Origin of the sequence: Streptomyces sp. NPDC051109 (assembly GCF_044455885.1) — a bacterium.
GTDB lineage: Bacteria > Actinomycetota > Actinomycetes > Streptomycetales > Streptomycetaceae > Streptomyces.
In genome coordinates, this window is record NZ_JBITFF010000005.1 from 308,807 (window position 1) to 331,282 (window position 22,476).

At 72.7% G+C, this 22,476-nt stretch carries 20 protein-coding genes; 15 read left to right on the forward strand and 5 right to left on the reverse strand.

The window, feature by feature from the left end:
• Positions 1 to 80 precede the first annotated feature (80 nt).
• The 9 genes from ACIBAD_RS12560 (at position 81) to ACIBAD_RS12600 (ending at position 11,007) form a co-directional block, all read left to right on the forward strand.
• Positions 81 to 770 (forward strand): SDR family oxidoreductase, encoded by a 690-nt coding sequence (locus ACIBAD_RS12560; protein WP_134070971.1) that lies wholly within the window; start codon positions 81 to 83, stop codon positions 768 to 770.
• Positions 767 to 1,750 carry a methionine synthase gene (locus ACIBAD_RS12565; protein WP_398906273.1) on the forward strand — a complete coding sequence of 328 codons (984 nt, stop codon included), beginning with the start codon at positions 767 to 769 and terminating at the stop codon, positions 1,748 to 1,750. The genes ACIBAD_RS12560 and ACIBAD_RS12565 overlap by 4 nt, the downstream gene beginning before the upstream one ends.
• 31 nt (positions 1,751 to 1,781) lie before the next feature.
• Positions 1,782 to 3,992 (forward strand): NAD-dependent DNA ligase LigA, encoded by a 2,211-nt coding sequence (ligA, locus tag ACIBAD_RS12570; protein ID WP_398906275.1) that lies wholly within the window; start codon positions 1,782 to 1,784, stop codon positions 3,990 to 3,992.
• A gap of 453 nt (positions 3,993 to 4,445) precedes the next feature.
• A complete protein-coding gene (locus ACIBAD_RS12575) occupies positions 4,446 to 6,587 on the forward strand; it encodes a putative bifunctional diguanylate cyclase/phosphodiesterase (protein WP_398906425.1) in 2,142 nt (713 codons plus the stop codon).
• 206 nt (positions 6,588 to 6,793) lie between these two features.
• Positions 6,794 to 7,090, forward strand: coding sequence for an Asp-tRNA(Asn)/Glu-tRNA(Gln) amidotransferase subunit GatC (gene gatC / locus ACIBAD_RS12580; protein ID WP_134070965.1), 297 nt, complete (start codon positions 6,794 to 6,796; stop codon positions 7,088 to 7,090).
• A gap of 5 nt (positions 7,091 to 7,095) precedes the next feature.
• Positions 7,096 to 8,592, forward strand: a complete 1,497-nt coding sequence (gene gatA / locus ACIBAD_RS12585; RefSeq protein ID WP_053691155.1) for an Asp-tRNA(Asn)/Glu-tRNA(Gln) amidotransferase subunit GatA — start codon at positions 7,096 to 7,098, stop codon at positions 8,590 to 8,592.
• Between the two features lie 62 nt (positions 8,593 to 8,654).
• Positions 8,655 to 8,834, forward strand: a complete 180-nt coding sequence (locus ACIBAD_RS12590; RefSeq protein WP_229345000.1) for a hypothetical protein — start codon at positions 8,655 to 8,657, stop codon at positions 8,832 to 8,834.
• A gap of 37 nt (positions 8,835 to 8,871) precedes the next feature.
• On the forward strand, positions 8,872 to 10,365 hold the full coding sequence (gene gatB, locus ACIBAD_RS12595; protein WP_134074377.1) for an Asp-tRNA(Asn)/Glu-tRNA(Gln) amidotransferase subunit GatB: 1,494 nt from the start codon (positions 8,872 to 8,874) through the stop codon (positions 10,363 to 10,365).
• Between the two features lie 108 nt (positions 10,366 to 10,473).
• Complete coding sequence (locus ACIBAD_RS12600) at positions 10,474 to 11,007, forward strand: hypothetical protein (RefSeq protein ID WP_398906278.1); 534 nt, start codon at positions 10,474 to 10,476, stop codon at positions 11,005 to 11,007.
• Here the strand turns inward: ACIBAD_RS12600 and ACIBAD_RS12605 are convergent.
• From ACIBAD_RS12605 to ACIBAD_RS12615, 3 genes are all read right to left on the reverse strand, one after another.
• Positions 10,997 to 12,835: a protein kinase gene (locus tag ACIBAD_RS12605; RefSeq protein WP_398906280.1), complete on the reverse strand. Its 1,839-nt coding sequence runs from the start codon at positions 12,833 to 12,835 to the stop codon at positions 10,997 to 10,999. The two genes, ACIBAD_RS12600 and ACIBAD_RS12605, sit on opposite strands and share 11 nt — an antisense overlap.
• A 73-nt stretch (positions 12,836 to 12,908) precedes the next feature.
• A complete protein-coding gene (locus ACIBAD_RS12610; protein WP_398906282.1) occupies positions 12,909 to 13,517 on the reverse strand; it encodes a GNAT family N-acetyltransferase in 609 nt (202 codons plus the stop codon).
• Complete coding sequence (locus ACIBAD_RS12615) at positions 13,514 to 15,652, reverse strand: penicillin acylase family protein (protein ID WP_398906285.1); 2,139 nt, start codon at positions 15,650 to 15,652, stop codon at positions 13,514 to 13,516. Before ACIBAD_RS12615 ends, ACIBAD_RS12610 begins: the two co-directional genes overlap by 4 nt.
• A 51-nt stretch (positions 15,653 to 15,703) precedes the next feature.
• Between ACIBAD_RS12615 and ACIBAD_RS12620 the strand changes: the two genes are divergently transcribed.
• Complete coding sequence (locus ACIBAD_RS12620; protein WP_398906287.1) at positions 15,704 to 16,438, forward strand: siderophore-interacting protein; 735 nt, start codon at positions 15,704 to 15,706, stop codon at positions 16,436 to 16,438.
• Between the two features lie 127 nt (positions 16,439 to 16,565).
• Here the strand turns inward: ACIBAD_RS12620 and ACIBAD_RS12625 are convergent, their stop codons facing one another.
• Entirely contained in the window at positions 16,566 to 17,066 is a 501-nt protein-coding gene (locus tag ACIBAD_RS12625; RefSeq protein ID WP_398906289.1) for a DinB family protein, read from the reverse strand.
• A 33-nt stretch (positions 17,067 to 17,099) separates the two neighbouring features.
• Positions 17,100 to 17,897 (reverse strand): GNAT family N-acetyltransferase, encoded by a 798-nt coding sequence (locus tag ACIBAD_RS12630; protein WP_398906428.1) that lies wholly within the window; start codon positions 17,895 to 17,897, stop codon positions 17,100 to 17,102.
• Between the two features lie 60 nt (positions 17,898 to 17,957).
• On the opposite strand from ACIBAD_RS12630, the gene ACIBAD_RS12635 reads away from it, so the two are divergent.
• The 5 genes from ACIBAD_RS12635 to ACIBAD_RS12655 all read left to right on the forward strand — a co-directional run bounded on the left by ACIBAD_RS12635 (position 17,958) and on the right by ACIBAD_RS12655 (position 22,476).
• Positions 17,958 to 18,383: a signal peptidase I gene (locus tag ACIBAD_RS12635; protein ID WP_398906291.1), complete on the forward strand. Its 426-nt coding sequence runs from the start codon at positions 17,958 to 17,960 to the stop codon at positions 18,381 to 18,383.
• Positions 18,384 to 18,587: 204 nt separating this feature from the next.
• Positions 18,588 to 20,837: an MMPL family transporter gene (locus ACIBAD_RS12640; RefSeq protein ID WP_398906293.1), complete on the forward strand. Its 2,250-nt coding sequence runs from the start codon at positions 18,588 to 18,590 to the stop codon at positions 20,835 to 20,837.
• A gap of 39 nt (positions 20,838 to 20,876) precedes the next feature.
• Positions 20,877 to 21,431, forward strand: a complete 555-nt coding sequence (locus ACIBAD_RS12645) for a GNAT family N-acetyltransferase (protein ID WP_134070951.1) — start codon at positions 20,877 to 20,879, stop codon at positions 21,429 to 21,431.
• A gap of 103 nt (positions 21,432 to 21,534) precedes the next feature.
• Entirely contained in the window at positions 21,535 to 22,119 is a 585-nt protein-coding gene (locus tag ACIBAD_RS12650) for a hypothetical protein (RefSeq protein ID WP_398906296.1), read from the forward strand.
• A gap of 189 nt (positions 22,120 to 22,308) precedes the next feature.
• Positions 22,309 to 22,476: a hypothetical protein gene (locus tag ACIBAD_RS12655; protein WP_166682038.1), complete on the forward strand. Its 168-nt coding sequence runs from the start codon at positions 22,309 to 22,311 to the stop codon at positions 22,474 to 22,476.

Consider the following 22,476-nt stretch of genomic DNA (forward strand, 5'->3'; position numbering starts at 1 on the left):
GACGCCGGGGCCGCCCCACCGGCGGGCGGCAACACGTCCCAGGCCCTGCCCGGCGGCGGCGACCTGCGAGCATGGGGCACATGGCTACTCACCTGATCACCGGTGCCGGCGCGGGCATCGGCGCCGCCGTCGCCGCCCGGCTCCACGCCCGCGGCGACGACCTCGTCCTGCTCGCCCGCGACGCCGCCCGCGGCAAGCAGCTCGTCGAGCGCTACCCCGGCGCCCGCGCCCTCGTCGGCGACCTCTCCGACCCCGACCGGCTCTCGTGGGCGTTCTCCAAGCAGCCCATCCCGGAGCGGATCGACTCGCTCCTGCACATCGCCGGGATCGTCGACCTCGGCCCCGTCGGCGAGCTGCGCCCCAAGACCTGGCACCAGCAGCTCAACGTGAACCTGATCGCCCCCGCCGAGGTCACCCGGCTGCTGCTGCCCACCCTGCGCGCCTCCCGCGCCACGGTGGTCTTCGTGAACTCCGGCGCCGGCCTGACCGCCCACGCCGACTGGAGCGCGTACGCCGCCTCCAAGCACGGGCTCAAGGCCCTTGCCGACTCCCTGCGCGCCGAGGAGAAGCCGAACGGGGTCCGCGTCACCTCCGTCTACCCCGGGCGGACCGCGACCGCCATGCAGGCCAAGGTGCACTCGCAGGAGGGGAAGGAGTACGACCCCGCGCAGTGGATCGACCCCGAGTCCGTCGCGACCACGATCGTGATGGCCGTCGACCTGCCGCGCGACGCCGAGGTCAACGACCTGAGCGTCAGGCCCGGCCGATGACCGCGGGCGCCACCGGCGTCGGCTCCCTGCCCGGCGGCGACGCCCGCGAGGCCGCCAAGACGGCCACCGGGTCCTTCGAGGACTTCCCGTACCTCCCCGAGCTGCCCGCCCGCGGACCCGGCGCGGACATGATCGGCCGCTCCCTCGGGCTGCTCGTCGAGATGTACGCCCACGTCGAGCCCAGCGGCTGGCGGATCAGCGACCGCCCGGGGCGCGACACCCGGCGCGCCCGTTCCTGGCTCGGCGAGGACCTCGACGCCCTGGAGGAGTTCACCCAGGGGTACACCGGCAAGCTCAAGGTCCAGGCAGTCGGCCCGTGGACCCTGGCCACCGCCCTGGAACTGCACGGCGGCGAGGCCGTCCTCCAGGACGCGGGCGCCTGCCGGGACCTCGCCGGATCGCTCGCGGAGGGGCTGCGCGACCACCTGGCCGACGTGCGCAGGCGCATCCCCGGCGCCGAGATCGTGCTCCAGCTCGACGAGCCCTCCCTGACCGCGGTGCTGCTCGGGCGGGTGCGGTCCGCGAGCAAGTACCGGACCTACCGGGCCGTCGACCGGCAGGTCGTCGAGAGCACCCTGCGCGAGCTGTTCGCCGTCCACGACGGGGAGGTCGTCGTCCACTCCTGCGCGCCCGAGGTGCCCTTCGGGCTGCTCCGGCGGGCCGGCGCCGCGGGTGTGTCGTTCGATTTCTCCTTGCTCACCGAGCGCGAGGACGACGCCATCGGCGAGGCCGTCGAAGGCGGCACGAAACTCTTCGCCGGAGTGGTGCCGGGCACCGACGCCCCGTTGTCGGACCCTGCCGGTAGCGTCATGGGTGTCAGGAGGCTCTGGCGCAGGCTGGGGCTGGCCCCGGGGACTCTGGCGGAGTCCGTCGTGGTCACCCCGGCGTGCGGTCTGGCGGGTGCTTCGCCCGCCTACGCCCGCGCCGTGCAGGCGCACTGCGTCAGGGCGGCGAGGTCGCTCGCCGACAACCCTGAGTGACGAAGACAGACGGGCCACGGGAGGACACGACATGGCAGCCGAACAGAAGCACGCCGGCGACGGCACGGCGCCGGCGGCGGTGCGTGAGCAGCACGCGCTCCTGGCCGAGCAGGTCGAGGAGCACCGCTTCCGGTACTACGTGAACGACCAGCCGGTCGTCAGCGATGCCGAGTTCGACCAGCTGCTGCGCTCGCTGGAGGCGCTGGAGGAGCAGTATCCGCAGCTGCGCACCCCCGATTCGCCCACCCAGAAGGTGGCGGGGGCCTACGAGACGGACTTCGCGTCCGTCGAGCACCGGGAGCGCATGCTCTCCCTCGACAACGCCTTCGACGACGAGGAGTTGGCGGCCTGGGCCGAACGGGTGGCCCGGGACGTCAACACCCCCGATTTCCACTACCTGTGCGAGCTCAAGGTGGACGGCCTCGCCGTCAACCTCACGTACGAGAAGGGCCGCCTGACCCGGGCCGCCACCCGCGGCGACGGCCGCACCGGCGAGGACATCACGCCCAACGTCCGCACCATCGCGGACATCCCGGACCGCCTCAAGGGCGACCGGGTCCCCGAGCTGGTCGAGATCCGCGGCGAGGTCTTCTTCCCTATGGAGAAGTTCGAGGAGCTCAACGCGCGCCTCGTCGAGGCCGGCGACAAGCCCTTCGCCAACCCGCGCAACGCGGCGGCCGGTTCACTGCGCCAGAAGGACCCGAAGGTCACCGCCACCCGCCCGCTGCACATGGTGGTGCACGGCATCGGCGCGCGCGTCGGCCTGGAGATCGACAAGCTCAGCCACGCGTACGAGCTGCTCGGCGAGTGGGGCCTGCCCACGGCCCGGCACAACAAGGCGGTGTCCTCGCTCGCGGAGGTCCGTGAGTTCATCGCCTACTTCGGCGAGAACCGGCACTCCGTGGAGCACGAGATCGACGGTGTCGTCGTCAAGCTCGACGAGATCCCGCTCCAGGGCCGCCTCGGCTCCACGGCCCGCGCCCCGCGCTGGGCGATCGCGTGGAAGTACGCCCCCGAAGAGGTCAACACCAAGCTGGTCGACATCAAGGTCGGCGTCGGCCGCACCGGCCGGGTGACGCCGTACGCACAGGTGGAGCCCGTGACGGTGGCCGGCTCGGAGGTCGAGTTCGCGACCCTGCACAACCAGGAGGTCGTCAAGGCTAAGGGCGTTCTCATCGGGGACACCGTGGTGCTGCGCAAGGCCGGCGACGTCATCCCGGAGATCCTCGGCCCGGTGGTGGACCTGCGCGACGGCACCGAGCGGGAGTTCGTCATGCCCGCCGAATGCCCCGAGTGCGGGACGGCGCTGCGGCCGATGAAGGAGGGCGACATCGACCTCCGCTGCCCCAACGGGCAGACGTGCCCCGCCCAGTTGCGCGAGCGGCTGTTCTACCTGGCCGGCCGCCAGTGCCTGGACATCGAGAACTTCGGCGCGGTGGCCGCGGCCGCGCTCACCAACCCGCTGGAGCCGGCCGAGCCGCCGATGCGCGACGAGGGCGACCTCTTCGGCCTCACCATCGAGCAGCTGCTGCCCATCAAGGCGTACGTCCTGGACGCCGACAGCGGGCTGCCCAAGCGCGATCCGAAGACCGGCGAGGAGAAGGTCGTCACGGTCTTCGCCAACCAGAAGGGCGAGCCGAAGAAGAACGCCCTGTCCATGCTGGAGAACATCGCGGCCGCCAAGGACCGCCCCCTGGCCCGCTTCATCAACGGCCTCTCCATCCGGCACGTGGGTCCCGTCGCGGCGGAGACCCTGGCCCGCGAGTTCCGCTCGATCGACCGGATCGAGCAGGCCACCGAGGAGGAGCTCGCCGCCACCGAGGGCGTCGGACCGATCATCGCGGCGGCGGTCAAGGAGTGGTTCGCCGTCGACTGGCACCAGGAGATCCTGCGCAAGTGGCGGGAGGCCGGGGTGCGGATGGTGGAGGAGGGTTCCGGCGAGGAGGAGGGGCCGCGCCCGCTGGAGGGCCTGACCGTCGTCGTCACCGGCACTTTGCTGAGCCACACGCGTGACGGGGCGAAGGAGGCCCTGCAGAGCCGCGGCGCCAAGGTGACCGGATCCGTCTCGAAGAAGACCTCCTTCGTCGTGGTCGGCGAGAACCCGGGCTCCAAGTACGACAAGGCGATGCAGCTGAAACTGGCCGTCCTCGACGACGCGGGCTTCGCGGTGCTGCTCGAACAGGGCCCGGACGCGGCGCGCGAGGTGGCGCTCCCCGCGGATGGCGGCGCCGGAACGGAGTAACACCCCCGGCCGACACGCACGTCTCGTACCGGGGGAGTAGCGAAGGCGAACGGATGCGTGGCGTGCGGCCGTACGGGCGGGCGCACGCCAGGCGCAACCTCCGGTGGTAAAAGGCCGGTACAGGGCTGTTCGCCGGGCGGTGACCTGTCGGATCATCGGATGGGTGGCCCGGGAGTCCTGGTCCAAACTCACCCGTTCGGCGGATACCGTACTGATGAGGATGGCTGGGTCGCATTCGGGCAACCGCCGCCGACCGCTGCCCCTGGGGGCCTCTCGCGTCCTACTGTTGAGGGGGGCGCCTGTCGTGCACGGCTGCGTGATGCGCTTCCTGCCGTGATGGCATGACATCGGGGCCATCGCGTGGCATCGGCATTGCCGGCTGTGAGAGGGACGGGCATGAAACCCACCGAAAGCGCCGACCCGTCACCTGATGTCGGCGGGGAGATCCCGTCCATGCGGACGGGCCGACTCGGGATCCTGGGTGCCAGGACGCCGGACACCCACCCGCTCGACGGCGGCACGGGATCGGGCAGAGCGGCGCAGCGCACCGTGCTGCCGTTCATCGTCGTGGGCCTGTCCGCCGTCGTCCTCGCGATCGGCATCGCCTCCGCGCTGAGTGAGCGTCATGCCCTGTTCCCCGGCGGCCCGGTCGGCTGGGCGCTCGCCCTGTTGACCGGCATCATCGTCGGCCACCTCGTCGCGCTGGGCCGCGACCGCTGGTGGGGCGGCACCGGTTCGGGCGCGGCGCTGACCCTCGGCGTGCTCGTCCTCTACGGCTGGGTACCGGCGGGGCTGGTCTCGCTCGCGGTGGTCTCCCTGGTCGGGGCCGCGCGCCGGCACCGCTGGCGGCAGGGGCTGCTGCACGGCGCCACCGACATCCTCGGCATCGGCGCGGGAGCGCTCGTGCTCGCCGCGTTCGGCGAGGCGCCGACCGTCGAGACCCCGTGGCGGCCGACCTCCTGGGGGCTGGAGGCGGTCCCCGAGATCGTCCTGGTGGCCCTCGCCTACCTGCTGGTCACCAAGGCGCTGCTGTGGCTCGCGCAGACCCCGCGCGGCGGCGCCCTGCCCACCGTCGCCCGCACCGCCCTGCTCCGCCAGGCGTTAGTGGCGGTCGCCCTGCTCGGCATCGCCCCGCTGATCTGCGTGGTCGCCGTGACGCAGCCGGTGCTGCTGCCGCTGTTCGCCGTGCCCCTGATCGCCCTGGACTCCACGCTGTGGATCGCCCGGGCGCGCGCCGAGGAGCAGCTGCGCGACCCCCTGACGGGTCTGCCGAACCGGCAGTGGCTGCTGGAGCGGGCCTGGTCCGCTCTCGACGAGGCTGAACGTTTGGGCACCCGGTCAGCTCTTGTGTTGATCGACCTGGACCGGTTCCGCGCGGTCAACGACACGCTCGGCCATCTCGCCGGTGACCGGCTGCTGCTCCAGATCGCCGACCGGCTCCGCCAGGCCCTGCCCGAGGACGCCGAGGCCGCGCGCCTCGGCGGCGACGAGTTCGCCGTGCTCCTGCCCGTCGCCGACTCCACCACCAGTGCCCAGCGGGTCGCCCGCCACCTCGTCGCCGAGCTCAGCTCCCCCCTCGACCTGGACGGCCTGACCCTCGTCCTGGAGGCCAGCGCCGGCCTCGCCGTCTACCCCGACCACGCGCTGGACGCGGAGGGGCTGCTGCGCCGCGCCGACGTCGCGATGTACCAGGCGAAGCGCGACCGCACCGGCGTGGAGGTGTACGAGTCCAAGCGCGACAGCAACACGCCCGACCGGCTCGGCCTCCTGGGAGATCTGCGCCGCGCCCTCGACGCCGGCGAAGTGGAACTCCACTACCAGCCCAAGGTCCGCTTCGACGGCCAGGTGGCCGGACTCGAAGCGCTGGTGCGCTGGGTGCATCCGGAGCGCGGCCGGGTGTCGCCGGACGAGTTCATCGCGATCGCCGAGACCTCGGGGCTGATGCCGCACCTCACCGAGTACGTGCTGGAGACGGCCCTCGCCCAGGTGGCGCGCTGGCGGGCGCAGGGCCTGAAGGTCCCGGTCGCCGTCAACGTCTCGCCGCGCGACGTCCACACCCCCGGCTTCGCGGGCGCCGTCGCGGCCCGGCTGGCCCGGCACGGGGTCCCGGCCAGCGGACTCCAGCTGGAGATAACGGAACACGTGCTGCTGGAGGACCCGCAGCGGGCCGCCGACACCATGGCGGGCCTGACCGGCCACGGCGTGAAGATGTCGCTCGACGACTTCGGCACGGGCTACTCCTCCCTGGTGCACCTGCGGCGGCTGCCGGTCAGCGAGCTGAAGATCGACCGCTCGTTCGTGGCGCGGCTCGCGGTGGACGCACAGGACGCGGAGATCGTCCGCTGCACCGTCGACCTGGCTCACTCGCTGGGCCTGCTCGTCGTCGCCGAGGGCGTCGAGGACGACGAGACCTGGGAGCGCCTGCGCGACCTGGGCTGCGACGCCGTCCAGGGCTGGCTGGTCGCGGCCGCCATGCCCCCGCAGGAGGCCACGGCCTGGCTGCTGGCCCGCGGCGAGCGCGGCTGGCGCCGTCCGGCCGACATCACGGCGGAGCTGTCGGCCTCCCCGGCCCCGGCGGAAACCCCGGCCCAGTAGCCGGCCGGCAACCGCAAGAGCAGGCGCAAGAGCAGGCGCAAGAGCAGCCGTACGGGCACGGGTACAGGCACCCGTACGGGCCCCCCGCCCCGTGGTCCCGCCGGGCCCGGGGCGAGGCCCGCGGGAAACGGTTTCGTGGGTCCGGGGCCCCGCCCCATAGGATTGGGCACGAAACTACACACTCACCACCCCCAGAGGATCGCTGCATGCCTGGCATCACGCGCGAGGAGGTTGCCCACCTCGCTCGGCTGGCACGTCTGGAGCTCAAGAGCGAAGAGCTGGACCACTTCGCCGGACAGCTCGACGACATCATCGGCGCGGTCGCCCGCGTATCCGAGGTCGCCGACCAAGACGTCCCGCCGACCTCCCACCCGCTGCCGCTGACGAACGTCATGCGCACGGACGAGGTCCGACCGTCGCTCACCCCCGAGCAGGCGCTTTCCGGCGCTCCCGCCCAGGAGCAGCAGCGTTTCAAGGTGCCGCAGATCCTGGGGGAGGACTAACCACCATGACTGACCAGATCATCAAGCTCACGGCCGCCGAGACCGCCGAGAAGATCGCCTCCGGCGAGCTCACGGCCGTCGAGGTCACCGAGGCCCACCTGGCCCGCATCGACGCGACCGACGAGAAGGTCCACGCCTTCCTGCACGTCGACCGCGAGGGCGCCCTCGCCCAGGCGCGCGCCGTCGACGCCAAGCGCGAGCGCGGCGAGAAGCTCGGCCCGCTGGCCGGCGTCCCGCTCGCCCTCAAGGACATCTTCACCACCGTCGGGGTCCCGACCACCGTCGGTTCGAAGATCCTCGAAGGCTGGATCCCGCCGTACGACGCCACCCTGACGCGCAAGCTCAAGGAAGCCGACGTCGTCATCCTCGGCAAGACCAACATGGACGAGTTCGCCATGGGGTCCTCCACCGAGAACAGCGCGTACGGGCCCACCGGCAACCCGTGGGACCTCACCCGCATCCCCGGCGGCTCCGGCGGCGGCTCCGCGGCCGCGCTGGCCGCCTTCCAGGCCCCGCTCGCCATCGGCACGGACACCGGCGGCTCCATCCGCCAGCCCGCCTCCGTCACGGGCACGGTCGGCGTGAAGCCCACCTACGGCGGCGTCTCCCGCTACGGCATGGTCGCCTTCTCCTCCTCCCTCGACCAGGGCGGGCCCTGCGCCCGGACGGTCCTGGACGCGGCGCTCCTCCACGAGGTCATCGCCGGCCACGACCCGATGGACTCCACCTCCATCGACGCCCCGGTCCCGCCGGTCGTCGAGGCGGCCCGCAACGGCTCCGTCGCCGGCATGCGCGTCGGCGTCGTCAAGCAGTTCGCCGGCGAGGGCTACCAGGCCGGCGTCGTCCAGCGCTTCAACGAGTCCGTCGAGCTCCTCAAGGAGCTGGGCGCCGAGATCGTCGAGCTGGACTGCCCCTCCTTCGACCTCGCGATGGCCGCGTACTACCTGATCGCGCCGTCCGAGTGCTCCTCGAACCTGGCCCGCTTCGACGCCATGCGCTACGGCCTGCGCGTCGGCGACGACGGCACCAAGTCCGCCGAGGACGTCACCGCGCTCACCCGCGAAGCCGGCTTCGGCGACGAGGTCAAGCGCCGCATCATCCTGGGTACGTACGCGCTGAGCTCCGGCTACTACGACGCGTACTACGGCTCCGCCCAGAAGGTCCGCACGCTCATCACCCGGGACTTCGAGAAGTCCTTCGAGCAGGTCGACGTGATCGTCTCCCCGACGACCCCGACCACCGCCTTCGCCATCGGTGAGCGCACCGACGACCCGCTGGCGATGTACCTCGCGGACCTGTGCACCATCCCGACCAACCTGGCCGGCAACTCCGCCATGTCGCTCCCCTGCGGCCTGGCACCGGAGGACGGCCTGCCGGTCGGGCTGCAGATCATCGCCCCGGCGATGAAGGACGACCGGCTGTACAAGGTCGGCGCCGCCGTGGAGGCGGCCTTCGTCGCACGCTGGGGTCACCCGCTGCTTGAGGAGGCACCGTCCCTGTGAGCACCAGTGCACTGTCCAAGGCCAAGGGCTTCAAGAAGTCCAAGACCGGTACGTACCTGTCGATGGGCACCACCGCCTTCGGCGCCCTCGGCGTGATCAAGCAGGTCAAGAAGGCCCGCACCGAGCACGACACGCTCAAGCTCGTCGACGCCGTCGTGTCCGCCGCCGCCATCGTCACCGGCCTCGCGATCCTGTACCGCGAGCTGAAGCGCCTGGGCGACGACGACGTCCTGCTGGGCTGAGAGGGAAAGTTTCACCGTGACCACCTTCACCGAACTGATGTCGTACGAGGACGCTCTCGCCTCGTTCGACCCCGTCATGGGCCTTGAGGTCCATGTCGAGCTCGGCACCAAGACCAAGATGTTCTGCGGCTGCTCGACCGAGCTGGGCGCCGCGCCCAACTCGCAGACCTGCCCCACCTGCCTCGGTCTGCCCGGCTCGCTGCCCGTCGTCAACGCGATCGGCGTCGAGTCGGCCATCAAGATCGGCCTCGCGCTGAACTGCGAGATCGCCGAGTGGTGCCGCTTCGCCCGGAAGAACTACTTCTATCCGGACATGCCGAAGAACTTCCAGACCTCCCAGTACGACGAGCCGATCGCCTTCAACGGCTACCTCGACGTACAGCTGGAGGACGGCGAGATCTTCCGCGTGGAGATCGAGCGCGCCCACATGGAGGAGGACACCGGCAAGTCGCTGCACGTCGGCGGCGCCACCGGCCGTATCCACGGCGCGTCCCACTCCCTGCTGGACTACAACCGCGCCGGCATCCCGCTCATCGAGATCGTCACCAAGCCGATCGAGGGCGCGGGCGTACGGGCCCCCGAGGTCGCCAAGGCGTACGTCGCCGAGCTGCGCGAGGTCATCAAGGCGCTCGGCGTCTCCGAGGCCCGCATGGACAAGGGCCAGATGCGCTGCGACGTGAACCTGTCGCTGCGCCCGACCCCCGAGTCCGCGTTCGGAACGCGCAGCGAGACGAAGAACGTCAACTCGCTGCGCTCCGTCGAGCGCGCGGCCCGCTTCGAGATCCAGCGCCACGCGGCGGTGCTGTCGTCCGGCGGCACGATCGTGCAGGAGACCCGGCACTTCCACGAGGAGGACGGCTCCACCACCGCCGGCCGCATCAAGGACAACGCCGAGGACTACCGGTACTTCCCGGAGCCCGACCTGGTCCCCGTCGCCCCGGCCCGCGACTGGGTCGAGGAGCTGCGCGGCGGCCTGCCCGAGATGCCGCGCGTGCGCCGCAACCGTCTCCGCGAGGAGTGGGGCGTCACCGAGCACGACATGCAGTCGATCCTCAACGCGGGCGCGGTGGACTCCATCGTCGCCACCATCGAGGAGGGCGCCGATTCGGCGGCCGCCCGCAAGTGGTGGATGGGCGAGCTGGCCCGCAACGCCAACGAGCAGGGCGTCGTCGTCGACGAGCTGCCGATCACCCCGGCCCAGGTGGCCCGCGTCGCGGCCCTGGTCGCGGCCGGCGACCTGAACGACAAGCTCGCCCGCCAGGTCATCGAGGGCGTCCTCGCCGGCGAGGGCACCCCGGACGAGGTCGTCGAGAAGCGCGGCCTGAAGGTCGTCTCGGACGAGGGCGCGCTCGGCGCGGCCGTGGACGAGGCCATCGCGGGCAACGCCGCCATCGCCGACAAGATCCGCGGCGGCAAGATCGCGGCCGTCGGCGCCCTGGTCGGCGCGGTCATGAAGACCACGCGCGGCCAGGCCGACGCGGCCCGCGTCAAGGAGCTCATCCTGGAGCGCCTGGGCGTGAGCGAGGGCTGACCCCCTCTGCCCTGAACGCACGGAGGCCCCGCACCCGTTGGTGCGGGGCCTCCGCCGTCTCCCGCACACTGGACGGCCAAGGCCGTCGGCGTAGAGGGGGAGTTACGGGTGGAGATCGGTGCGATGGTCATCGCCGTCACCGGTGTGGCGGGCACCCTGGGCGGGGCTCTGCTCACCCAGCGCGGTGCGGAGCGGGCGAAGCGCCGGGAGATCGAACTCGTACGGGGCCACGAGGAGATCCGCGCGTACCTGGCGCTGCGGCGCACCTGCTACGCGGACCTCAACCGGGACGCCCGGCAGTTCACCACCGCCCTCAACCGCCACCTGCACGTCATGCGCGAGCGCGCGATCGAGGACGCGGACCGCGATGCGCTCGACGAGGCGAAGAACGCCCAGCGCGACCGCTACTCCGAGGCGCAGATGATCGCCCCGGACGCCGTCCTGCGGCCCGCGAGCGCCGTCAACCACGCGCTGAGCAGGGTCTACGGCCAGGTCAAGCGCCTGGAGCGGGACGAACCCGAGGCCGGCGAGACGATGGACACGGTCTCCCGCGCCCAGTACGGGATCTGGGACCTGCTCCGGGAGATGCGTGCGGCCATGCGCGCCGACCTCGGGGTTTCCGACGGGTCCGTCAGCGCTTGAGGACCGGGGCCGCGATGATGGCGCTGCCCCGGTCCCGGCAGGTCTCCTCCACCTTGATCCGCAGCCGCAGGGCTCCCTTGATGTCCAGCGACTTGGTGACCGGCTTGCCCAGGTGGACCTGCTCGGAGAAGAGCGCGGGCTTGTCGTCCACGGAGATGGTCACGCGGGCCTCCTCCGTAGTCGAACCGTCGTCGACGCCCGCGGTGAACTCCAACGTGGACCAGGCCCGGTTCACGTCGTACTCGATGCTCGCGCCGACGTAGCAGCTGCCGAGCAGGGCCGCCCCGTACTCCTTCGTGTTCAGCTTGGCGGAGCCGACCTCGAAGTTGTGGATCTCTCCGACCGAGGACAGCACGGTCAGATCGGCCACGTTGCTGTCCTTGACCGACCCCGGGTCCCGGCTGCCCGACGCCTCCGGGCTCGGGGATTCCTGGGCGGTGGGACTTTCCTCGGAAGCCTCCGGCGAGGCAGTCGCCGCGTCCGCATCCGAGGCGGCTGCCTGCGGTGTGCTGCTCCCGCCGGGCTTTTCGTTCGCCGCGGTGTTCCCCTTGACCCCGTCCCCCAGGAGCTGTACGCCGAGCACCGCGAGCGCCGCCAGGACCACCACGGTGGCCACCGAGCCCACGACCAGGCCCGTCCGCCGCTTCCCGGCGGGACGCGTCGGCTCAGGAGCGGGGGCGGGGATCGGGGCCGGGTCGTGGTGGTACGCGGGCCCGTACCCGGCGGGCACCGCGTCGGGCACCGTGGCGGGCCCCGGCTCCGGCTCCGGGGCCGACGCCGGCGCGCCCGGCACGTACGGCGCGGGCGGTACCGACGGCGCCGACAGGGGCGCCGACGCGGGCGGGGCCACCGGCTGCGGTGGAACCACCGGGAGCGGCGCAACCGCCGGCTTCGCCGGGACCGCGTCCTGGACCGCGCGCTGCGAGGTGGACGTCGTCGTGGACACCACCGCGTGGCGGATGTCCTTCATCCAGGCGGCCAGGTGCACCGGCCGCCGCGCCGGGTCCGCCGAGCAGATCGCCGTGATCCGGGCCCGCTGTTCGGCGTCCAACACGGCGATCTGCGGGAGTCCGGCCATGGCCTGGGCCAGCTGCTCCGGAGTGGCCGGCGGGGACTGCCCGCTCAGCAGGAAGTAGGCGATGGCCCCGAATGCGTACCGGTCCGTACCCGGTGTGCGCTTGCCGTCGAAGACCTCGGGGGCCGCGTACCCGGGGGTGAACCACACCTCCGCCGTCTGGTGGTCGGCGGTCAGCTTGCTCAGCCCGAAGTCCACCAGCGTGGCCTGGCCATGGGCGTCGACCATCACATTGCCGGGGGAGAGGTCGCCATGGATCACCTGGCGCCCGGACGGGGTGGCCTTCCCCGAGTGCAGCCAGTCCAGCACGTCGGCGAGCTGCTCCAGCGTCCGCATCACCTCGCGCCGCTCGGCGGCGGTGGCGAGGTTCCGCTCGGCGCGCCAGTCCCGCAGGTCGAGCCCGTCGACGTGGTTCATCACGAGGACGAGGGCCCGCCCGGTCAGGGTCCCGGACTCTCCCGACCGATGGATCGGCGGCCCTTCGAAGTGCTCCCGGACGCCGACGACGCCCGGGCGGTGCACGAAGCGCAGGAGCTCGGCCTGCTCGTTCCACTTGCGGCTGATCCGGTCGAACTCGTCGGGCGTGATGGTCGTCTTGGAGTCGAGCACCTTGACGACCACCGGTTCGCTGCCGCCCGCGAGTTCGATCTCCGCGAGATAGAGCACGGCCTCCCCGCCGCGCCCGATCGACCGGAGCAGCCGGTACCGGTCTGCTGCCGCATCCGGCCCGATGTGCAGATTCTGGCTGGTCAATTTCCCCCCAGCGCCGATGCTTTGAGTGGGCATCAGTCTGGCGTGGCCGGAATCACACGGTCAATCGGAACGGTCAGTTTGCCCGGGGGTGGAAGAAGACGAGGCGGGCCCGCTTCGCCGGCAGGTACACCTCGGGCAGGTCGATCTCCGGGAGCTCGACCTCCGGGCCGGGCTCGAAGCCGCTGCGCACCAGGCGGGCGATGGCCTTCTCGTTGCGGGCGTCGGGCTCCGCGACGATCCGGCGGGTGGTGCCGTCCGAGAGGACGTAGGAGAGGAAGGCCCCGATCAGGCCCGCGCTGAAGCCGCGTTCGGACGCCCCCCGCGCAGGGCCGATCATCAGGTGCACCCCGGTGTCGCCGGGCAGGACCTCGTAGCACTCGCTGATCCGGTCCTCGGCGCAGTCGTACGTCTGGAAGAGCCCGACCGGCTCGCCGTCGCGGCGCGCCAGGAACGCGTGGTGGGTCGTGCGGCGGTCGACGTCCTCGTAGATCTCCCGGACGAGCTCGCGGCTGGCCTCGCGCATGCCCCAGAAACGGGCCCGCTCCTCGGTGACCCAGGAGTGGATCAGCGCGGCGTCGGCGGCCGGATCGACGGGGGTGAGGGTGACCGTGCCGACGCCCTCGATGCGCCGGGAGTACACGGGCTGCCGGGCGCCGGGGGCGGAGGCGCTGCTGCCGGTCATACGGGTTCCTTGGTGAGACGGGTCCAGTCGGTGACGACGGGGACGAGTTCGCACCGGGCCCAGTACGGGAGCTGGTCGCGGTGGTGGGGTGATCCGGTGACGCCGTCCGCGCCGAGCGGGACCGCCCAGAGGCTGTCCTCGCGGCGGGCCAGGTCCCACACGTAGCGCGCCGCCGAGGCGCGGGCGGTGAGGTCGGTGAAACCGGGCACGGTGGAGGTGGCGTTCACGCAGTCGTGGTCGCCGCCGAGGCCGGGCCACTGCGCGTCCGGGTCGGGGAGCGCCGACCAGGGGGCGAGGCGGTGCACCTGCGACCACGCGGTCTCGGGGGCGCCCGCGGCGGCGGTCTCCTCCAGGGCGGCGCGGACGTGGGCCGCCCGGTCCAGGGCGGGCAGGAGGGCGGTGGCCAGCAGCCCCTCCAGGGCGTAGCCGACGCGGGGGACCAGGTACAGCCAGGGGTGGAACACCTCGGGGCCGGTCGGTGCCCCCGCCAGCCCGGCGAGGGCGGGATCGGCGGCGAAGCGGCGTACGGTCGCGGTCCGCAGTGCCGAGAAGACGGTGGCGTCGGTGCTTTCGGCGGCCATGTGCCGGTCCCAGGCGAGCAGTCGGGCGCGCAGCGCCTGCGCGGCGGGGGACAGGCCGTCGAGCCCGGGCAGCAGGGCCAGCAGCGGCGCGGCCGAGGCCAGGTAGGTGTCCCGGTGTACGTCGGCCATCGCCTTCGGGGACCAGTCCGCCGAGCCCGAGAGCAGCTCGCGGATGCGGTTGGCGCGGTGCGGGGGCGCGAACTCCACGCCGAGCGGCGAGGCGATGCCGCGCGCGTTGGCCATGACGGCGAAGCCCTGCACGGGCTCGGCGGGGGTCTCGGCCCAGCCCTGCCAGGCGTACCGCGGATCCCAGGCGGGGACCGGGCGCAGCCGGTTGGCCGGGTCGCGCAGCGGGACGGCGCCGGCGACGCGGTGCAGCAGGCCGCCCCCGGTGTCGGCGGCGTGGACGACGTTGACGGGCTCGGCCCAGCCGTCGAGGGCGCGGTCGATGTCGGCGACCGTGCGGGCGCGCAGCAGGGCGGGGAGGACGGCGAAGCCGAGGTCGCGGCGGACGCGGGGCGGGTAGCGGAGCGAGAGGGTCTGCTCCCGGCCCGGGTCCTGGTCCCGGCCGGGGTCCTGGTCGGGGTTCGCCGTTTCGCCGCGGGTGATCACGGGGCCGCGGGCGGTCTCCAGGACCTCGACCTCGATCGGCTCGGCTCCGGCGACGGCGATCGTCTCGGTGTGCTGGTGGACGGGCTCCCAGGAGCCGTCGGGGCCGAGCGCCTCGATGCCGTCGCCGTCGGGGGCGGGGCGCAGCTTCTCGACGTACAGGTCCTGATAGTCGGCCATGGCGTTGGTGATCGCCCAGGCGGCGCTGCCGGTGTGCCCGAAGTGGCCGAGGCCGGGGACGCCGGGGACGGCCAGGCCGAGGACGTCGTACTCGGGGCAGCAGAGCCGTATCTGCTGGTACACGCCCGGGTCCTCGATGAACCGGTGCGGGTCGCCCGCGATGAGCGCCGAGCCGGTGCCGGTCCGCTCGCCCGGGACCAGCCAGCCGTTGCTGCCGGCGGTGCCGGGGCCGTCGGTGGCGAAGAGGGTGACGGCCCCGTCGCCGAGGGCGCGGGCCACGCGCTCGCGCCACAGCTTGGTGGCGAACCCGGCGAAGAGGATGTGGGTGGCGATCCAGATGCCGAGCGGGACCCACGGCTCCCAGGGGGTCGGGGTGTGGCCGGTGCGCGCGAACCGCTCGTCGCGGGCGGCGCCTCGGGCGAGCCCGTCGTTGACGCCGTCCACGTAGGACCCGACCCAGGCCGCGGTGTCGGGGTCGAGGGCCTCGTGGCAGCGGCGGGCGGTGTCGGCGAGCCGGGACCGGCGGGCGAACAGGTCCCAGGCGACGGAGTCCGCACCGAGGAAGGCGGCGCTGGAGCCCTGGGCGCGGTGTCGCTCGACCTCCAGCTGCCAGGCGCGGTCGAGGGCGGTGGCGTAGCCCTGGGCGTAGGCGAGGCGGTCGGCGTCGGGGGCGCGGAGGTGGGGGATGCCCCACTCGTCCCGGTAGAGCTCGAACTCGTCGGCGCCGGCGTTGTTCGGAAGGCTCACACTCTTCCCCCAGTTCATTAGGTTAGGCTGCCCTAACTATAGGGGTTCGAGGGTGAGGGGTGGTCGCACATGGCGGGCTTCGGCAAGGGATGGGAGGGCGTGGTCCTGCGGCTTCTGCGCGGCAAGGACTTCACGTTCACGGTCACGGGCGCGGAGGAGGTCACGGAGCACTACCGCCGCGTGTACGTCACGGACGGCGGGCTGCTCGCCGCGGCCGGCGCATCGCTCCACCCGACGATGTGGGTGCGTCTGTGGTTCGACAACGCGGGCAAGCCGCACACGCGGGCCTACACGCTCGTCGACCCGGATCCGCGGGCGGGGACGTTCGCCCTGGAGTTCGCCCTCCACGACGGCCCCGCGAGCGCCTGGGCCCGGGCCGCGAAGGCCGGCGACACCATCGAGGCCACCGTCCAGGGCACCGGCTTCACCGCTCCGGCGCCGGAGCCGCAGCGGCTGCTGGTGATCGGCGACCCGGCCTCCGTCCCGGCGATCAACTCCCTGCTGGATGCCTACCCGCAGACCCCGGCGACGATCTGGCTGGAGACGCAGCACGCCTCGGACGCCGACCTCCCGGTCCGGCTGGACCCGTCGCGGCACGAGATCCGGCGGGTGGAGCGCACGGGCCCGGCGCTGGTGGAGAAGGTCAAGGCCGAGCTACCGGAACTCGTCGGGGACCCGGAGTCGGCGTACGTCTGGCTGGCCTGCGACACGGCGACCACGCGCACGCTGACGGCGTACCTGCGCAAGGACCTGGCCCTGCCGAAGCAGCGGGTGAACGGCCTGGGCTACTGGCGGGCGGCCTGACGGGTCGGGCGGCCTGACGGATCGGACGGCCTGACGGGTCGGACGGCCTGACGGATCGAACGGTCTGACGGATGGGACGGCCCGCCGGGGCGGCGGCCTGCCGGATCGGGCGGCCGCCGCCGGCCCGTCAGGCTCCGGTGGCGCCGTCGACGGCCTGGCGGAGCAAGTCGGCGTGGCCGTTGTGGCGCGCGTACTCGTGGATCAGGTGGAGCATGACGAGGCGCAGCGAGGCCTCCTCCTTCCAACTGGGCACGTACGCCGTCACGTCGAGGGACTCGGCGGCCGCCTCGATGCGGCGCGCGTGCGCGACCTCCGCCTCCCACGCGGTGAACGCCTCCTCGCGCGTGGCGCCGGAGGCCTCGTAGGCGGCCTGGAAGTCATGAGTGTCGGACCAGAGGTGGGGGAGCTCCTCGCCGTTCAGGGTGCGGCGGAACCAGTGCCGCTCGACCTCGCCCATGTGCCGGACCAGGCCCAGCAGGGACAAGGTGGACGGCGGCATCGAGGGCCGCCGCAGTTCCTCGTCGGTGAGTCCCTCGCACTTCCAGGCGAGCGTGGCCCGGTGGTAGTCGAGGAATGCGCGCAGCGTCTCCCGCTCGTCGCCGGTCAGGGGCGGCCCGATACGTTCCATGCCGTGATCTTCCCCCGGAGCCTCCCGCCCCCGCTACGGCTTTGCGGTCCAGACGTAGGGGACCGTCGTGCCCAGGGCCGCGAAGCCCAGGCGGTCGAGGATCGGGCGGCTGGCGGGGGAGGCGTCGACCTGGAGGTACCGGATGCCGCGGGCCGCCGCGATGCGGGCGCGGTGGGCGACCAGGAGGCGGTAGATGCCGCGGCCCCGCCACTGCGGCAGGGTGCCGCCGCCCCAGAGGCCGGCGAACGAGGAGCCCGGTCGCATCTCCATGCGGGCCGCGCTCACCGGGGTGTCCCCGGCCATCGCCACGACCGCCGCGAGGGTCTCCGGCTCGTCCCTCAGCAGGGTGAGCAGCAGGTGCCGGATCGCGGGGCGCTCCGCTGCGAAGGCCTTCGCGTGGACGTCCATCATCAGGTCGACGCCCGCCTCGTCCGTCACCGCCCGCAGGGTGATCCCCTCCGGCGGTTCCACCGGCAGTGCGGCGAGCTCGTCCACCCGTCCCACCATCAGGGTCTCGGCCGGCTCGGGTACGAAGCCCGCCGCGCGCAGCCGGCCCCCCAGATCCGCCGGCCGGTCGTGCCCGTACAGCTTCCACTCGAACTCGCCGGCCCCCCGCCCCGCGAAGTACGCCGACTGCGCCGCGATCTCCGCGTCCGCCGTCTCCTCGTCGAGGTCCGACCAGAGCACCCCGTTCCACCCGGGACCGTCCGCGGTCTGCCGCACGACCGCCCCCGCCCGCTCCACCCGGGCGCCCGCGGTGTCCGGCAGCGCGTCGCGGCGCATCTCCCGGTCGTAGGCGGCCCGTACGTTCGCCAGCTCGTCGGCATTCATCGTCATCGGCCCAGCTCACCAGCCGTCGGTACGACCGCACAACTGCATTAGCCTCACCCCGTGAACGACGACTCCCCCTCCACCACCTCCATCGACTCCGTCTACACCGGCAAGGCCGCCCCGGACGCCGCCACCGACCGGGGCTGGCTGCTCGGCCACTTCAAGGACCCCGCCGATCCGCGCCACAGCACGGACGTGGAGATCAAGTGGGGGGTCCACCCGAAGGGTGACGAGCGGGCTCAGTGGGTGCGGGGCGAGGAGCGCACCGCGCTCCAGGTGCTGATCAGCGGCCGCTTCCGGCTGGAGTTCCCCGGCCGGACCGTCGTCCTCGCCGAGCAGGGCGACTACGTCGTCTGGGGCCGCGGCGTCGACCACTCCTGGTACGCCGAGGAGGACGCGGTGGTGCTCACCGTCAGGTGGCCCTCCGTCCCGGGCTACCGGGCCGACGGACCGGGCAACCCGGCGAACGGCGCCTTGGGCGGATGACCTTGGTCCCGTACCGGCCCGCGTCCCTGTGACGATGCACACGAAAGGGGCCAACGATCACGAAACGCTGCGATCGTGTCGGTGTAGACCATCTTGGCCGGTCCGTGGGTGATCCCCGGGCGGTCGGCCGGGCCTTCACGAGTTCCAGCGTCCTTTGCGTCGGGCAGCCCCGGTGAAGATCCGAACCACCAGGGAGCACGTCCGTTGGCAGTGATCGCACGCTGGTGCCTGCGGCACCGCCTGGTGGCCGTCCTCCTCTGGCTGCTCGCCCTCGGCGCCACGGCCGTGGCCGCCGGGACCGCCGGATCGGCGTTCTCCAACGACTACGAGGTCCCCGGCACCGAGTCCAGCCGAGCCAACGCCCTCCTGCGCGCCGGCTTCCACGGCCAGGGCGGCGACACCGACACCATCGTGTGGCGGGCCCCGGAGCACCAGAGCGTCCGTACTCCCGCCGTCGAGCAGCGCATGGCCAAGACCCTCGACACCGTCGCGGGGCTCCCCGGAGTCGGTTCGGTCGCCGGCCCGTACGGCGCCGGCCCCGAGAGCGCCGCCCAGATCAGCCCCGACGGGCGGACCGCCTATGCCGTGGTGACGTTCGACCGGCAGGCCGACTCCGTACCCAAGGCGCAGGCCAAGGCCGTCGTCGACGCCGCGAAGAACCCCGCCACCGAGGCGGACGGACTCCAGGTCGAGCTCGGCGGCCGGGCCGTCGCCCTGACCGAGGCGCCCACCGCCCACCTCGCCGAGGTCATCGGCGTGGCCGTCGCGGCCCTCGTGCTCTTCCTCGCCTTCGGCTCGCTCGCCGCGAGTCTGCTGCCCATCGCGACCGCCCTCGTCAGCGTGGGCACCGCCTATTTCGGCATCACCCTGCTCGGGCACGCCATGCCCGTCGCCGACTTCGCCCCGATGCTCGGCACCCTCGTCGGGCTCGGCGTGGGCATCGACTACGCGCTGTTCATCGTGACCCGGCACCGCAAGGGGCTGATGCGCGGCCTGCCGGTCGAGGAGGCCGCCGAGCGGGCCGTCGCCACCACCGGCCGGGCCGTCGTCTTCGCCGGGGCCACCGTCTGCATCGCGCTGCTCGGCATGCTGGTGCTGCGGCTGAACTTCCTGAACGGCGTCGCGATCGCCGCCTCCCTCACGGTGGTGCTGACCGTCGCCGCCTCCGTCACGCTGCTCCCCGCCCTGCTCTCGTACATCGGCATGCGCGCCCTTTCGCGCCGCGAACGCCGCAGGCTCGCCGCCGAGGGCCCGCGGCCCGAGACGCCCACCGGCTTCGCGGCCCGCTGGTCGGCCTTCGTGGAGCGCCACCCCAAGCTCCTCGGCATCGTCGCCGCGCTGGTCATGGCCGTCCTGGCGCTGCCCGCCCTCTCGCTCCACCTGGGCACCTCCGACCAGGGCAACAACCCGGCGGGCTCCACCACACGCCAGGCCTACGACCTGCTCGCGGACGGGTTCGGGCCCGGAGTGAACGGCCCGCTCACCGTCGTCTCCCGCCTCGACGGGGCCGGGGACCGGCTCGCCGTCGACCAACTGGCCGAGGCGCTCCGCAGGACCGACGGCGTCGCCGCCGCCGGCCCGGCCGTCTTCAACCGGAGCGGGGACACCGCCGTCCTGACCGTCATACCGGACTCCGCCCCGCAGTCCCGGGCCACGAGCGAGCTGGTCACAACGCTGCGCGAGAACGTCATCCCGGCCGCCGGGCACGGCAACTCCATGACCGTCCACGTCGGCGGCGTGACCGCGGGATACGACGACTTCGCCGACGTCATCGTCGGGAAACTGCCGCTGTTCGTCGGGGTGGTGGTCGCCCTCGGCTGCGTCCTCCTGCTGCTGGCCTTCCGCTCCCTCGGCATCCCGCTCAAGGCGGCCGCCATGAACGTCGCCGCCGTCGCCTCCTCCTTCGGCGTCGTCGTCGCGATCTTCCAGTGGGGCTGGGGCAGCGAACTGCTGGGCCTGGGCAGCGCCGGCCCGATCGAGCCCTTCCTGCCGGTGATCATGGTGTCGGTCCTCTTCGGGCTGTCCATGGACTACCAGGTGTTCCTCGTCAGCCGGATGTACGAGGAATGGCTGGAGACCGGCGACAACCGGCGCGCCGTCCGGGTCGGCCTCGCCGAGACCAGTCGGGTGATCAACTCGGCGGCGGTCATCATGATCGCCGTCTTCCTGGCCTTCGTGCTCAGCGGCGACCGGATCATCGCGATGTTCGGCATCGCGCTCGCCGCGGCCGTCGCACTCGACGCCTTCGTGCTGCGCACCCTCCTCGTCCCGGCGCTGATGCACCTGCTCGGCGGAGCCAACTGGTGGCTCCCCGCCTGGCTGGAGCGCCGACTGCCCAAGATCAGCATCGAGCCCCCGGAATGCCGTCCCCGTGCGACACTGCCCGCGCAGCGGCCCGCCGCGGATCCCGCCACGAGCGAGGACGGCGCCGAGCCCGCCCCGGCATCCCGGTGATCCGGCAACCCGCCGTATGAGACCCAAGGAGGAACCCGCATGTTCTCGATGGACCTCGCCGACGACGCCCAGCTGTTCCCGCTGGAGGTCCGGCACGCCGAGGAGTTCCTGGCGCACATGGACCGCGGCCGCGAGTTCATCGGCGAGCACATCGTCCTGGCCGACATCGTCACCGACCTCGACTCGGCGCGCGGATTCCTCTCCTCGTACGCGCAGAAGGCGGCCGCCGACGGCGGGCGGCTCTACGGCATCCGGGTCGCCGGCACCCTCGTCGGCGGGGTCCTCTTCCGGACCTTCGAGGCCGCCTCGGGCAACTGCGAGGTCGGCTGCTGGCTGGAGCCCGAAGCGGCCGGCCGGGGCCTGGTGACCAAGGCCTGCCGCATCCTGATCGACTGGGCCTTCCGGGAGCGCGGCATGCACCGCGCCGAGTGGCACGCGTCCGCCGCCAACCGGAAGAGCATCGCCGTCGCGGCGCGCCTCGGGATGACCCGCGAGGCCGTTTTGCGCGAGAACCACCCCCACCGCGGCGTCCGCCAGGACACCGAGATCTGGGCGGTCCTCGCCCACGAGTGGCCGCCGGCCCCCACCGCCTGACACCACCCGCCGCGGCCCCGGTCCGGGGCCTGCGGCCGACCCCGCCCGAAGGCGCCGGGGCCTTCTCAGAAACCTCTCAGACAAGCCGCCTACGGTGCCCCGCATGGACACCACGAAGACCGCCGACCCGACCGCTCCCGAGGCGGACACCGCCGAGCCCCAGGCCGCCGAGGCCCAGGCCGACCCCAAGGACGCCCCCGCCACGGAGACCGCCGAGGCACCCGAGGCCGAGCTCGCCGAGGAGGACCTTGAGGACGAGCTCCACGACGAGCTCGACGAGACGGAGCAGCGGTCCGAGGGCGTCGGCGCCGCCGCCTCCGCCGTGGTCGCGGCCGGGCTCGGGCTCGTCGCCCTCAGCGGCAGCTGGGTCTCGCGCGTCATAGCCGAGCGCCAGACCCTCGTGGGCCAGATCGAATCGGTCAACGCCGCCACCACCGAGGCGAAGATCGATGCCCTGTACGGCGACGCATGGCACATGACCGCCCTCGTCAACGGCGTCCTGTCCACCCTCGCCCTGCTGCTCGCCGTCTTCGTGCTCGCCCGCCCGGCCTTCGGCGCCCCCGGCCGCACCCTCCCCACCTGGGTCCGCGCCGTCTCCTGGGCCGCCGTCGCCCTCGGCGCGCTGGGCGTACTGCTCTTCGGCCTCATGTACTTCGACATCCTGGCTCCCCTCCCCAAGGCCGCCTAGGACCCTCTTCCGCCCGCCTAGGACCCCCTCCTAGGCACTCCCGGTCCGATCCGGGGCCCTTCGGCCGCGGCCTAAGGACCCCCGTCCCGTACAGATGCGGCATGCGCCCGATGTGCCGCCACCCCCTGGGGCGCGAATCTTGGATCACACCGAACGAGGTGCCGAGAAACGCGAACCGAGGAGTACGAGATGTTCGAGTACGAGATCGCCACCGCCCGCCACGCCGACCTCATCCGCCAGGCCGACCGGTTCCGCCTGGTCCAGGAGGCCAAGAAGGCGCGCCGCGCCTTCTCGCGCAGCCAGGAACCCGAACGGCAGGTGAGAGGGCAGCGGAGCCGCTTCACACGCGCCGCGTGA